General features: G+C 52.0%; 8 protein-coding genes and 1 tRNA gene. 3 read left to right on the forward strand and 6 right to left on the reverse strand.

Features of this window, described 5'->3' with window-relative positions; translation table 11 throughout:
• Window positions 1-41 precede the first annotated feature (41 nt).
• Window positions 42-166, reverse strand: a tRNA-OTHER gene (locus GWG06_RS20320).
• Window positions 167-428: 262 nt separating this feature from the next.
• On the opposite strand from GWG06_RS20320, the gene GWG06_RS20325 reads away from it, so the two are divergent.
• Both GWG06_RS20325 and GWG06_RS20330 read left to right on the forward strand, forming a co-directional pair.
• Complete coding sequence (locus tag GWG06_RS20325; protein ID WP_160715538.1) at window positions 429-1,439, forward strand: helix-turn-helix transcriptional regulator; 1,011 nt, start codon at window positions 429-431, stop codon at window positions 1,437-1,439.
• A 35-nt stretch (window positions 1,440-1,474) separates the two neighbouring features.
• The gene (locus tag GWG06_RS20330; protein ID WP_127034802.1) at window positions 1,475-2,038 is read left to right on the forward strand and encodes an HPP family protein; all 564 of its coding nucleotides are present in this window, start codon (window positions 1,475-1,477) and stop codon (window positions 2,036-2,038) included.
• 123 nt (window positions 2,039-2,161) lie between these two features.
• Here GWG06_RS20330 and GWG06_RS20335 read toward each other — a convergent pair whose 3' ends face one another.
• From GWG06_RS20335 to GWG06_RS20355, 5 genes are all read right to left on the reverse strand, one after another.
• Window positions 2,162-3,607 carry a c-type cytochrome domain-containing protein gene (locus GWG06_RS20335; protein ID WP_160715540.1) on the reverse strand — a complete coding sequence of 482 codons (1,446 nt, stop codon included), beginning with the start codon at window positions 3,605-3,607 and terminating at the stop codon, window positions 2,162-2,164.
• A 13-nt stretch (window positions 3,608-3,620) separates the two neighbouring features.
• The gene (locus tag GWG06_RS20340) at window positions 3,621-4,541 is read right to left on the reverse strand and encodes a sugar phosphate isomerase/epimerase family protein (protein ID WP_160715542.1); all 921 of its coding nucleotides are present in this window, start codon (window positions 4,539-4,541) and stop codon (window positions 3,621-3,623) included.
• A 132-nt stretch (window positions 4,542-4,673) separates the two neighbouring features.
• Window positions 4,674-6,155, reverse strand: coding sequence for a DUF1501 domain-containing protein (locus GWG06_RS20345; protein ID WP_160715544.1), 1,482 nt, complete (start codon window positions 6,153-6,155; stop codon window positions 4,674-4,676).
• A gap of 46 nt (window positions 6,156-6,201) precedes the next feature.
• A complete protein-coding gene (locus tag GWG06_RS20350; RefSeq protein ID WP_160715546.1) occupies window positions 6,202-8,907 on the reverse strand; it encodes a DUF1553 domain-containing protein in 2,706 nt (901 codons plus the stop codon).
• Between the two features lie 87 nt (window positions 8,908-8,994).
• Window positions 8,995-9,876: an AraC family transcriptional regulator gene (locus tag GWG06_RS20355; RefSeq protein WP_127034794.1), complete on the reverse strand. Its 882-nt coding sequence runs from the start codon at window positions 9,874-9,876 to the stop codon at window positions 8,995-8,997.
• 295 nt (window positions 9,877-10,171) lie between these two features.
• Here GWG06_RS20355 and lacZ point away from each other — a divergent pair, with 295 nt between their 5' ends.
• Window positions 10,172-13,327, forward strand: coding sequence for a beta-galactosidase, LacZ type (gene lacZ, locus GWG06_RS20360; protein ID WP_160715548.1), 3,156 nt, complete (start codon window positions 10,172-10,174; stop codon window positions 13,325-13,327).
• The last annotated feature ends 100 nt before the right edge of the window (window positions 13,328-13,427 follow it).

Here is a 13,427-nt window from a genome sequence, read left to right on the forward strand (position 1 = left end):
GAAGAAAAAGAAGTAGGCAGCAATTGACCTGGTAAATGTTGTAAAGCGGACCGGATTCGAACCGGTATCTCCAGCCTGGAATCCTGAAGTAAGTTTCACTTGACCTGACTGGTAATGATGAAACTCTTTAAGGAGGCCGGCGTCCTGACCATTAGACCACCGCTTGGTTTATCAGAAGCTGTAATGTTGAACGAACATTTAACAGATGGTTGAAGTATCGTTCCGTTGACCGCCTTCCGATGACACAAAGATGTCCACCTAACTGCGCAATGCACTTGCGCAGTTTAAAATTGTAGAAAAATATTTTTTAATGAATTGATTTTTAGTGATTTGTGTTGAAAAGTTTTTTTGAGATAACTTAGCTGCGCAGATGTATTGCGCAGAAGAAATATATTTTTACCTTCACGACTATACGAAACGAATAAATTATGTCTGTTAATAAACTGGCACTGATGCGTTACAAGACAATAGATGATTGTCTGCGTAACCGCCTGCGTAAATGGACGCTGGAAGACCTCATCGATAAAACAGCAGCGGTATTATATGAATGCGAAGGCATCGACTCCGGCGTGAGCAGGCGCACCATTCAGGCAGATATACAGCTGATGCGCAGCGATAAACTGGGATATAATGCGCCCATCATTGTAAAGGATAAAAAGTACTATACCTACAGCGACCCTTCCTACAGCATCACCAACGCGCCCATCAACAATGCGGACGTGAGCACCATGAAGGAAATTGTAGCGGTACTGAAACAGTTCAGCGGATTCAGCTACTTCTCAGACATGAACGACATGATCGCCAGGCTGGAAAGTAACCTGTATAAATCAACCCACGAATACCGCAACTGTATCCAGTTTGAGAATAACCACCTCCTGCAGGGGCTGGCGCATATCAATCCCCTGTACCAGGCTACCCTGCACCGTCAGCCGCTCCTGATATCCTATAAATCTTTCAAGGCCGCAGCAGCAAAGGAGAGCATCTGTTATCCCTACCTCCTGAAAGAATACCGCAACCGCTGGTTCCTGATAGCCCGGCAGAAAGGAAAGCCCCAGCTGATGACCATGGCGCTGGACAGGATCGTGAGCTTCCGGGAGGCGGCAGGAGAGCAGTTTACGGCCTGTGAAGACATTGACTTTGACAGCTACTACAACGATCTGATAGGCGTTACCAAATCCGAAAAAGATGTGGCCCACAAAGTGGTGGTACAGATCAATAAAAGAGATGCTCCCTATATTCTGACCAAACCACTGCACCCCTCACAGGAAATACTGAAGGAGGCCGATGATCACCTGCTGTTCAGTATCCGGGTGGTGATCAATTTCGAGCTGGAAAGGGAATTGCTCGGCTTCGGGGAAAGCATCCGGGTTGTATCTCCCCGGTCCCTGGTGACTCGCCTGCAGCGCAGAATTGAGGGAATGGCTGGACATTACCGCTAATCTTTTATATTTTTGCGGCGCACTTGCCAAAAGAAATGAGACACAAGATAAAAAGAGGTATGCGGGTTGCGCGTTACATTGTTTACCGCGAAACACTTATCGATAAAAAAAATATTTACTGGTCATTTGCCGGGGCTTTCCTGGGCATTGCCTGTGTAGGATTACTCAGCCACTTTTATTTACCGGTAAAAGATAACCTGTTCCTCATCGGTTCCTTCGGCGCTTCTGCCGTACTGATATACGGACATACCCAAAGTCCGCTGGCCCAGCCCCGTAATCTGGTTGGCGGTCATATACTCAGCGCCATCATCGGCGTCACTATCCGTTTTCTCGTTCCCTGGCCCGAATGGGAATGGCTGGCCTGCTCCCTCGCTGTGGCCCTGGCCCTCGTTGTCATGCAGATCACCAAAACCGTTCACCCTCCCGGCGGCGCCACCGCCCTGCTGGCCATCGCCGGCTCCCCCGCCATCCGTAAACTGGGCTACTGGTACGTATTATCACCTGTCGCCAGCGGTGTAGCCATCATGCTCCTGATCGCAGTGATCGTGAATAACATGACATCTATCCGGCAGTATCCGGATAAAGGCAAATGGATTTGATTATTTGATTATTTGAGATTTGGTTATTTAAAATGCAGCGGAGATATTAGCGTATGTCATCTTCGCTAATATCTCCGCTGCATTTTAAATAACCAAATCTCAAATAATCAAATAATCAAATATTTACATGGCTGGCGCCTTTTTATAGATAAGTGTGTCACTCGCCAGTTTCTCCAGGTGGTAGCCGCCGGTATCTATTTTCAGTTTGGGTAGTTGTTGCTGTAGTTGCCGGATAGCAGTGGCATCTGTGCCGGATTGATATAAGTAGAGCTGCTGCAGTTTTTTGTTTTGCTGCAGGGCTGCGAGGGCAGTTGCCTGCAGCCGGGAGCCGGCGAGGTTCAGGTAGCGCAGTTCCTTACAGGTGTTGAGTGCTGCGGTGTTGCTGCCGGTGATGGCTGTCTGCTTCAGTTCCAGGCGGGTAAGGCGCTGCAGCTGCCCGATGGCGGGAAGTGCGGCGTCCGTGATCTTTGTCTGGGAGAGATCCAGCCAGATGAGCTGATCCTTAATGGCATGCAGGAGGGGCATGTCCGCATCGCTGAAGGCGGCGGCATTGATGCAGCTGACGGATACATAGTTGCTGCCAGTAGCTACAGGCATAACTTTCACGCCTTTTGCCTCCAGGGCCTGTATGCTTTTCCCGCTGGCTGCGGAGGCATTGCCTTCCGGAACAAACTCGTTGTGATCCATCGGTGCTGCCGGCTCCATAGCTGCCAGCACAGCCTGTATACGGGGTGTTTTACCCAGTTCCTTAACGGTTTTGCCGGAAGGAGCACCCTGCGCTATCCACCAGTAGAGGAGTTCCAGCTCCTGGGGCGACAGCTGTGGCTTGCCTTTAGGGGGCATCCGGTGTTCGTCATTTTCAGAGAGGATCAGGCGTTTGTATAATTCACTTTCTTCGGGCATGCTGTCTTTCAGCACCGGGCCGTGTTCTCCTCCCTGCCTTATCAGTGCGATAGTTTCCAGCCGCAGGCCGCCTTTCAGCTTTTGTGCATTATGACAGCCATAGCAGCGGGTAGTCAGCACCGGTGTTATCAGGTCTTCATACACGCGGGCATCGCTGATAGTCGTATAGGCGGCAGCGGTAGCCACGGCAGTTTTATGTCCGGCAAGGCGTTGCAGGGCCGGCGGCATAGCCTGTGTGAGGTAGTCGTCGCCGTGCGTAAGAGAGCCGCCGTAATGGCCGGCGGCGCTGACCAGCAGCAGGGTGACGCCAAATAGCGGCAGGTGCAGCCGGGGCAGGCGGCTGGTTTTTACCAGCAGGTACAATACCAGGCTGATAACGGCTACGGCTATACCGAGATAGAAATGTGTGTCCAGCAGTGTTTCATCATAGCCGCCATCGAGCGATAACAGGTAACCTGCCACACAGCTGCATACGGCAGACAGGAACGCTGCGAGCAACAGCAGGGGCAGGGCGGCTTTCAGCGCGGTATGCCTGCTGCTGCGCGCTGCCAGCGCCAGCACAAAGGCGATGATCAGTATGCCGATAGGCAGGTGTACGATCAACGGATGTATCCTGCCAAGAAATAAACTCCAGTTACCGGAGGTGGCTGCCAGTAATAAATTCATCTGTTTCAAATTCTTATTTATACCGTTGTCTGAGCTGTTGCATCATGTAAACATTTATATCCCACTGGTTGGCTACCGGCTGACGGGTATAGGGTAATGCCGGCAGGTAGTCTGCCGGACCAAATTCCGTGAGTATTGTCAGCGGTTTCCCCGCTTCGCGGTGGCGGCGCACAACCTGATCCCACCAGCTGAAATGCGCTTTCACGGCATTATCCCATTCAGGAGCACGGGGATCGTTCACCTGCGGCCCTTCTGCATGACCTATGCGTGCATGTATATGGGACGCGCGTTCCAGCGCCTTGCTGACAGTTTCCTGCTGATCTTCCAGCAACGATTCATGCACATTACACCAGTGGGAGATGTCCAGCGTAAGCCTTAATGCAGGCTTCGCGGTAATAAACTGGCGGGCTACATGCGCGGCAAACAACATGCGGGAACGATGCGTTTCGTGATAAACAGGAATACCGGACGCAGCGGATATGCGGGTGGTAATATCAATGAGCGCTGCATTCTGCTCAAAAGTGAAATAGTCTCTGCCGGAATGACTGTTGATATATAACGGTGGCTGTTTGCTTTGCGTGGTGGCGGCTTTCAGCGCTGCTTCAAACTGATGCGCATGTTTCGTATAGTCGCTGTCGTAACCGGCACACAGATATCCTACCTCCAGCTGATGTTTACTAAGCGCGGCAAACAATTCCTGCTGCGCTTCCGCAGAGGTAGGCCACCAAACTTCAATACCATCATACCCGGCTTTCCTGGCGGCTGCACAGAATTCATCCGTTGTACCCTCGTAGCCCCAGTTGGTAGCCATAATAATCAGCTTAAAGCCCTCTTTCGCTTCACCAGCCAGGGGAGCGGAAAATGCCGGCAAGGCAGGGATACAAAGGGCAGCGCCCGCGAGTGAAGAGTGTCTGAGGAAGTTTCTTCTATCCATAAGGTTTATTTTATCATGTCATTATTTTAATATTTGAGATTTTGTATCTCATCCTGATACTCCTCCGACCTGCCAGTGCAAAGGAATACCGGGATGGGATACAAAATCTCAAATAATAAAATAATAAAATCATTAGCTAATGATGGGACTTATCACCTTTCCTCCTACGTCCGTCAGCCTGAACGGTCTGCCCTGGAACTGGTAGGTGAGTTTTTCGTGGTCGAAGCCCAGCTGCTGCAGGATGGTGGCGTGAATATCGTTGATGGCCACCTTCCCTTTTACGGCGGAGTAGCCTATTTCATCGGTTTCGCCCCAGCTGAAGCCTTTTTTGATGCCAGCTCCGGCCATCCACATGGTGAAGGCTTCTACGTGATGGTCGCGGCCCAGGAAGGGCGTATCTTTTCCGTCACGGTTTTCCTGCATGGGGGTGCGGCCAAATTCGCCGCCCCATACAACGAGTGTTTCGTCGAGGAGGCCGCGTTGCTTGAGATCCTGGAGCAGTGCGGCAATAGGACGGTCGATCTCCCGGCATTTGTTGCGGAAGCCGTAGTCGATAGCGAGGTTTTCGTCGGTGCCGTGGCTGTCCCAGCCCCAGTCGTACAGCTGTACAAAGCGTACGCCTTTCTCCACGAGTTTACGGGCCAGCAGGCAGTTGTTGGCGAAAGATTCGCGGCCTGGCTGAGTTCCGTACATTTCATGGATATATTCCGGTTCATTGTTGATGTTCATCACATCCGGAACGGAGATCTGCATTTTGTAGGCCAGCTCATATTGCGCAATGCGGGCCAGCGTTTCAGGGTCGCCGAACGCTTCATATTCCTTGCGGTTGATTTCGTTGATGGCATTGATGGTTTGTTTGCGCATATCGCGGTTCATACCGTCAGGATCGCTGAGGTACAGTACGGGTTCGCCTTTGGTGCGACATTGTACGCCCTGGTACACGGACGGCAGAAAGCCGCTGCCCCAGACGCTCTTGCCGGCATCAGGCGTTTTGCCCCCGGAGGTAAGTACAACAAAGCCGGGCAGGTTGCTGTTTTCGCTGCCCAGTCCGTAAGTCACCCAGGAGCCAATGCTGGGCCTGCCCAGTCTGGCGCTGCCGGTCTGCATCAGCAGTTGCGCCGGACCGTGGTTGAACTGATCTGTCTGCACGGCTTTGAGAAAGCTCACCTCATCGGCCATGGTGGCGAAGTGCGGCAGGTGGTCAGATACCCAGGCGCGGGATTCGCCATGCTGGGCGAATACGGCTTGCGGCCCCAGCATTTTGGGGACGCCGCGGATAAAGGCAAAACGTTTTCCTTCCAGCAGTGACTGCGGACAAAGTTGATTGTGGAGCTTCTGCAGTTCCGGTTTATAGTCAAATAATTCCAGTTGTGAGGGTGCGCCGGCCATGTGCAGGTAGATAACGCTTTTCGCCCTTCCCGGGAAGTGGGGAGGCCGTGGCGCCATCGGGTCGCCGGTAATAGCGGGCTGCTGTTTGCTGCTACTGCCGCATCCCAGCAGGAAAGAGCCCATGGCGGCAGCTCCCAGCCCGGTAACGCAGTCCAGCAGGAAGTGGCGGCGGGTAATATACCGCAGCGTTTCTTCATTCGCTTCTCGGATTAGTTTTTCGTACATGGTAGTCAGTTATAGCGTGCGTTTGCGTATATGCGTAATTGTTATCTTATGATTTGGTCAGGAATTCATCCATATTCATCATCACGTTGGCCACTACGGTGAGGGCTGCCAGTTCGGCTATCTGTGGTGGCTGCTCTTTGCATTGCAGCAGCTTTACGGCGTCTGCAGGCGATTTGCGGTACTGCTGCAGCGCATTGTTATAGAGCTGTTGCAGAACGGTCAGCTTATTATCGGGCAGCTGCCTGAACATAGCAGCCTTATAACCCCAGCGGATACACGCTGCAGCATCTTTACCACCATTTCTCAGCATCTGCTGCGCCAGCTGCCGCGCTGTTTCCATATATACGGGATCATTGAGCGTAACGAGGGCCTGCAATGGTGTATTGGTGCGGATGCGGCGCTGCAGGCATACTTCGCGGCTGGAGCCGTCGAAGGTAATCATGGACGGATAGGGGCTGGTACGTTTCTGGAACACATATACCGCGCGGCGGTACTGGTTGCCATCCTGTGCCTGTTTCCAGTATTCGCCGCTCCAGACGCTCTGCCAGATGCCTTCCGGCTGGTACGGCATTATGCTGGGGCCATGCATGGCCTGGTTGAGCAATCCGCTTACGGCGAGGGCCTGATCGCGTACTTCTTCTGCCGTCAGCCTGAAATGTGGGCCCCTGGCCAGCAACCGGTTAGCGGGATCTTTTTCCTGCAGGTCAGGTGTGGTAGCGGAGCTTTGCCGGTAGGCGGCGGAGAGCACAATCTCTTTCAGTAATGCTTTCATATGCCAGCGGTTGTCTTGCATGAATTTATACGAAAGCCAGTCCAGCAGCGCTGGATGCGATGGGAGGAAACCCTGTGTGCCGAAGTCTTCGATGGTTTCTACGATGCCGGTGCCAAACAGTTGCTCCCACAGGCGGTTCACCATCACGCGGGCGGTGAGCGGATTGCGGGTATCGGTAATCCAGCGCGCCAGCCCCAGGCGGTTACGCGGAGCGTTGGCGGGGAACGGGTTGAGAGAATGTGGTACGTCGGGTGTTACGGCATTACCTTTTACCAGCCAGTTACCGCGCTCAAATACACGCGTGGTGCGCTGCATCTCTGCCGGATTTTCTATCATCACGGGAATCTCTTCGGGCGTTTTGTTGATAAGCGCCAGCATCTCTTTGCTGACGGCCTCATAGCCGGGCTGACCTTTTCCGGGGAGATCTTCCCGGAAAGCAAACCATTCTACCATGCAGACAGGATCATTGGGGGCCAGGGTGGTATTACTGAATACGAGGTACAGGTCATGTTTGCCTGCTACCGGCGGTAAGTTCATGGCGATAACCTGCCGGCCGCCGGTAGGCGCCAGTTGCTGCTTTAATATGGTCCGGCCTTTCAGGCTGTCGAGGCGGAACTCCAGGCTGCCGGATTTATTACCGGTCCAGTAATTCATCAGAAGCTGTGTTTTGCCGCTCAGCTGCTGTGCAGGCAGGCGGCAGCTGCCGTTGTGCCGTACGCCCAGGTATTTGGTATCGTACAGGGCGCCGTTGATGTACTGGTCGCAGTCATGTGCATGTACCTTGGGCTCCAGCACTTTCAGAAACTCCTGTACGCTGGCCAGCTGTGACCCGTTGCCGTGTTGCTTTACCCATTCGCTGATGCGGGCTACTTCTGAGGTACTAACGCTATCGTATAAACGCAGTTTGGGATGTTCCATGTGCGTATCTTCATCACGGGTATTATTCATGAAGGCGAGCAGCTTGTAATAGTCTTCAAAGCGGAAGGGATCATAGGGATGGCTGTGGCATTGCACGCATCCGATGGTAACGCCCTGCCATACTTCCATGGTGGTATTGACACGGTCCATCACGGCAGCGGTGCGGAACTCTTCATCCTGTGTGCCGCCTTCATCGTTGGTCATGGTGTTGCGGTGAAAGGCGGTGGCGATAAACTGGGCGTTGGTAGGCTGCGGCAGCAGATCGCCGGCAAGCTGTGCAATGGTGAAGCTGTCATACGGCATATCCCGGTTGAAAGCATCTATGACCCAGTCGCGGTAATGCCAGATGTTTCTGCTGGCATCACGTTCGTAACCTTTGGTATCGGAGTAGCGGGCAAGGTCCAGCCACATGGCGGCCCAGCGTTCGCCGTAATGCGGGGAGGCCAGCAGGCTGTCTACCATTTTTTCGTAGGCGCGCGGACTGTTATCTGCTTCGTAAGCCGCTGCCATAGCGGGAGTCGGTGGCAGCCCGGTGAGATCCAGGCTCACGCGCCGCAGCAGGGTCATCTTATCTGCCGGGGCAGCCGGTTTTAATCCTTCTTCGGATAACTTCTCCCGGATAAATTTATCAATATCATTACCATCCTCCACTTTTATATCCGGCGCCTGCACGGGCTTCAGCGGTACGTAAGCCCAGTGTTCACCCCATTCGGCGCCCTGCTCCACCCAGCGGGTAAGGGTTTCCACGTCGGCGGCAGACAACCGTTCCCCTTTCTGCGGCATCCGCTCTTTGGGATCTTTACAGGTAAGGCGGCGGATAAATTCACTCTGATCCGGATGACCGGGAATGATGGCAGGCTTGCCGGATTTGGTATTGCCCAGCGCTTCTTCCCGGAACAATACGCTGAAACCACCGCTCTGCTTGACGCCGCCGTGACAGCTGATACAATGTTTATTAAGAATGGGCTTTACTTCACTGCTGAAGTCTACCTTCCTGCGCGACTCGCAGGAGAACATGAGCGTACATGCTAACGCAGGTATAAACGTGGATAATCGGCGCATTTTTCTTCATTGGTCTGCTGTAAAAGTAGGCGGATATTCTGTTGATGTGGATAGAGGATATTTGGATTTTGATGGATTATTTTATGATCATCCTTTTTTCTCGCGGTAATTATTGGGAGAAACACCCATCACCTTGGTAAAAAGGCGGGAGAAGTAATACGGGTCTTCCATCCCCAGCCGGGTAGCGATTTCCTTGATCCGCAGATGTGTGAAAAGCAGGTACTGGCAAGCTTTCTGTACTTTCAGGTGATTGAAATATTCGATGGGAGAGAAGCCGGTGTTTGATTTGAAAAGCGCTGAGAAGTGCGACACGGAAAGGTTTACAGACTGCGCCATCTGATCCAGTGTCAGCATCTGGTCCAGGTGTTTGTTCATGAACTCAATCACTTTGTCTACGGCGCTGTGTTCCGGCTGAGCCTTACCCGGACTGTAATTCCCCGGATATATACAGGAGGAGAGGAATGCCCAGAAGCTCATATTTACATAGGTGAGATTTTCCGTACGGTAGCCGTTTTCCAGCTGCTGATAGATGTTGTTGAAGAGTGCCAGCCGTTCAGCAGAATGTGGGAGGAATATCTTATGACCGTTATGGTGCTGCCTCGCTGCAGCTGTGATGGCATCGGCGGTCTGCCCGGTGTAGTGCGCCCAGTAGATCGTCCAGGGATCGTCATGGTGTGCGCTGTATTCGTGCTCCCAGCGCCGCGGAATGATGAAGCAGTCGCCCCCCCTGATCTGGTGGGTTTCGCCCCTGACGGTGATAACACCCCTGCCTTCTATGCAATAGATAAGTATGTGTTCATCCGCGCCCCGTATGCGTTTGCGGTAGTGGTACTGTGCCTTGGGATAATATCCGATGTCGGTGATATATAACGGCATCATCACCGGCTCTGCTGCACATTTCCCGCGGAGTATATTACGTGGAATAACGATCGCGCGCTGTCCCTTGAAGCCTTCGCCTTTTCTGATCATGTAACGTGGAGGTTTGGGATAAAAGTAATAAAATCCATCAAAGCAGCGGGAATATTCTGATATGCCTGCTACAGTAATGCAGCCATCGTGGGGGGCTGCTGAAACCTGCCGCCACACAGGGAAGGGCTCCTGCCTGGTCACTACCGGTCACCGTTTTTTGCCTCCTGCCCGTTTCCCCGCCAAAACTCTTTTTATACGCTCATCACAATTTTATCTAACTTACTGAAAAATAACACGTACTTTATACGCTTATTATTTTATAGGGAACAGCTGTAGTAAAATATTAATCTGAACAATGAAAAAAAGCGTACTACTTATTGCCCTCACTGCCGGCGCTATGCAGGGGTGGGCGCAACAATTACCTACGGAACTGCAAACGCCGGAAGTGGTGTCTGTCAACAGAATGCCGATGCGGGCAAGCTCCTTTGCCTACGAGTCCTTTAACCTGGCCCGCCAGGGGGATAAAACGCAGTCAGGCTACTTCATCTCACTGAACGGCACCTGGAAATTCAATTGGGTACAGGATCCCCGGAAACGTCCGGAAAATTTCCATAAAACGGATTTCAACGATGCAGCATGGGATAACTTTAAAGTACCCGCCAACTGGGAAGTGAACGGTTACGGCCTGCCCATCTATGTAAATCATCCGTATGAGTTTACCGGCCGCGCAAAAATGGGCGCTGCCTTAAAGCCGCCGTTCGATATTCCGGAAGATAATAATCCGGTAGGCTCTTACCGTAAAAAATTCAATATCCCGCAAAACTGGGACGGCCACCAGGTGTTCATTCATCTGGGCGCCGTGAAATCCGCTTTCTTCATCTGGGTAAACGGACAGAAAGTAGGTTACAGCGAAGACAGCAAACTGGCAGCAGAATTTGACATTACAAAATATGTTAAACCCGGTGAAAACCTGGTAGCACTGCAGGTATACCGCTGGAGCGATGGCTCCTACCTGGAATGCCAGGATATGTGGCGCATCTCCGGTATTGAAAGAGAGGTTTTCGTATATGCTACCCCGTTGCTGGATGTGCGCGATTTCAAAGTAACCTCCACCCTGGATAAATCATATACCAACGGCGTATTCGGACTGGATCTGGAAGTAAACAACTACCGGATGGACCAGAAAACGCTGCACAGCCGGCCCGACACCTTCTCCGTAGCCATCGAGCTGCAGGACGCTGCCGGCAAAACCGTTTTCCAGGACGAAACCAAAGGCGTACAACGTGCGCTGGGCAACTATAAATCTGCTGTCAGCTTTCAGAAAGAAGTACCGGGAGTAAAGGTATGGTCCGCCGAAACGCCTTACCTCTATACGTTATACATCACCCTGAAAGACAGGAACGGCAAAGTGCTGGAAGTAGTGCCGCAACGCATCGGCTTCCGCTCTATAGAACTGAAAGACCGCAACTTCCTCGTTAACGGCAAACGCGTATTCCTCAAAGGAGTAAACCGCCACGAACACAATGCCACACAAGGGCATACGCTGACAAAAGAAGATATGCGCAAGGATATGGAAATGATGAAGCAGCTGAACGTAAATGCGGTGCGTCATTCTCACTACCCTCCGGATCCTTACTGGATGCAGCTTTGCGATGAGTACGGCCTGTACGTGATTGATGAGGCCAACATCGAATCCCATGGCCGCTACTACGATCTCGGCTATACGCTGGCGAACGACAGGCAATGGCGCATGCCACACCTGGAAAGGATTCAGCGCATGTATGAAAGAGATAAAAACCACCCTTCCGTAGTCACCTGGTCACTGGGTAACGAAGCCGGCAACGGAGTAAACTTCTACGAAGCATACGACTGGCTGAAAAAGAAAGATTCCCGCCCTGTTCAGTACGAACGCGCGGAACACGACTACAATACAGACATCATCGTACCGCAATACCCGGATCCCAACTGGCTGGTAAAATATTCCAAACATAACCCGGACCGCCCGATGATTATGAGCGAATATGCGCATATCATGGGTAACAGTCTCGGTAACTTCCAGGAATACTGGACCGCTATCGAGAATAACCCGTTCCTGCAGGGTGGCTTCATCTGGGAGTGGATAGATCAGGGCATTGATACCGTAAAGAACGGAAAACGTATCCTGGCATATGGTGGCGACTTCCCGCTCAGCGGCCCTGTGAACGAGACTTTCAGCGATAACAACTTCTGCGTGAAAGGTGTGGTCACAGCCTGGCGCGGACTTACACCGATGGCTATCGAAGTGAAGAAAGTATACCAGCACATCAAAACCACTTACAACGGCAACAACACCGTAGTGGTACACAACGGATATTTCTTCCGCGACCTCTCCAACTACCAGCTGAACTATGAAATACTGGAAGATGGAAAAATAACAGAACGTGGTACGGTAAAAGACCTGAACATCGCTCCGCAACAGTCGGCCACCATCTCTCTGCCGGTAAAAACTAACCTGAAAAGCGGTAAGGATTATTTCCTGAACATCCGTTATGTACTGAAGAAAGAAGAACCTTTCCTGCCTGCAGGCTTTGAACAGGCGGCGGAACAATTTGCACTGCAGCAGGGCATGGCGCCTGTGATCACACCCGGCGGCGGTAAACTCAGCAAACAGGAAAGCAACGGTAACCTCCTGATAAAAGGCGGTAACTTCTCCTTAGCGTTTGATATGAGCAAAGGTATACTGAACAGCTATACGGTACAGGGCGAACAACTGCTGGAAAACGGCCCGCAACCTGCTTTCTGGCGTGCCCCTACTGATAACGACATCGGCGCTGACTTCAATCATAGCCTGCGCAAATGGCGCAACGCCTACGCTTCCGGTAAGTTGCTGGATGCCGGCGTAAAGGAAACTGCCGGCGGTTATGAAGTAGTATTACAGAAAGAACTGCTGGACGGCGATGCCACCATCACACAAACCTATCACGTGTATGGCGACGGCACGATAAAAGTGACCAACCGCTTTCATGCCATAAAAGGTAAATATCCCCTGATGCTGCGTATCGGCAACGACCTGCAGCTGAACGGACAATTCAACCAGATCCGCTTCTACGGCCGTGGCCCATGGGAAAACTACTGGGACAGAAAAACAGCATCCTTCACCGGTATCTACGAACAAACAGTAGCTGACCAATACTTCCCCTACGCGCGTCCGCAGGAAAGCGGCAACAAATCTGATGTCCGCTGGGTAACCATGACCAACAGAAAAGGTAAAGGCATCCGCATTGAATATGCCGACAGCCTGCTGAACTTCTCTGCACTGCCTTACAGCTTGGATGACCTGGATCCTGAAGCCGACAAAAAACAATATCACTCCGGTGAACTGGTACCACGCAACCAGGTTTATATGCACATAGACCTGCAGCAGTCTGGCCTTCAGGGTATTGACAGCTGGGGCTCCATGCCGCTGAAAGAGTACAGGGTGGCGTTTGGAGATTGTGCGTATAGTTACTGGATTAAACCAGTTTCGAAGTAACGATGGGAGTAATTAATTACGAATTACGAATTGCGAATTACGAATGAGGAGCGAAGACATAAGCGGATAAAGTCCTTTATCCGCTTATGTCTTCGCTCCT

This window comes from Chitinophaga solisilvae, assembly GCF_009928525.1.
Taxonomy (GTDB): domain Bacteria; phylum Bacteroidota; class Bacteroidia; order Chitinophagales; family Chitinophagaceae; genus Chitinophaga; species Chitinophaga solisilvae.

Coding starts and splice junctions, on each gene's coding strand:
- GWG06_RS20325 (WP_160715538.1), top strand. CDS start 429: ATGTCTGTTAATAAACTGGCACTGATGCGTTACAAGACAATAGATGAT.
- GWG06_RS20330 (WP_127034802.1), top strand. CDS start 1,475: ATGAGACACAAGATAAAAAGAGGTATGCGGGTTGCGCGTTACATTGTT.
- GWG06_RS20335 (WP_160715540.1), bottom strand. CDS start 3,607: ATGAATTTATTACTGGCAGCCACCTCCGGTAACTGGAGTTTATTTCTT.
- GWG06_RS20340 (WP_160715542.1), bottom strand. CDS start 4,541: ATGGATAGAAGAAACTTCCTCAGACACTCTTCACTCGCGGGCGCTGCC.
- GWG06_RS20345 (WP_160715544.1), bottom strand. CDS start 6,155: ATGTACGAAAAACTAATCCGAGAAGCGAATGAAGAAACGCTGCGGTAT.
- GWG06_RS20350 (WP_160715546.1), bottom strand. CDS start 8,907: ATGCGCCGATTATCCACGTTTATACCTGCGTTAGCATGTACGCTCATG.
- GWG06_RS20355 (WP_127034794.1), bottom strand. CDS start 9,876: ATGATCAGAAAAGGCGAAGGCTTCAAGGGACAGCGCGCGATCGTTATT.
- lacZ (WP_160715548.1), top strand. CDS start 10,172: ATGAAAAAAAGCGTACTACTTATTGCCCTCACTGCCGGCGCTATGCAG.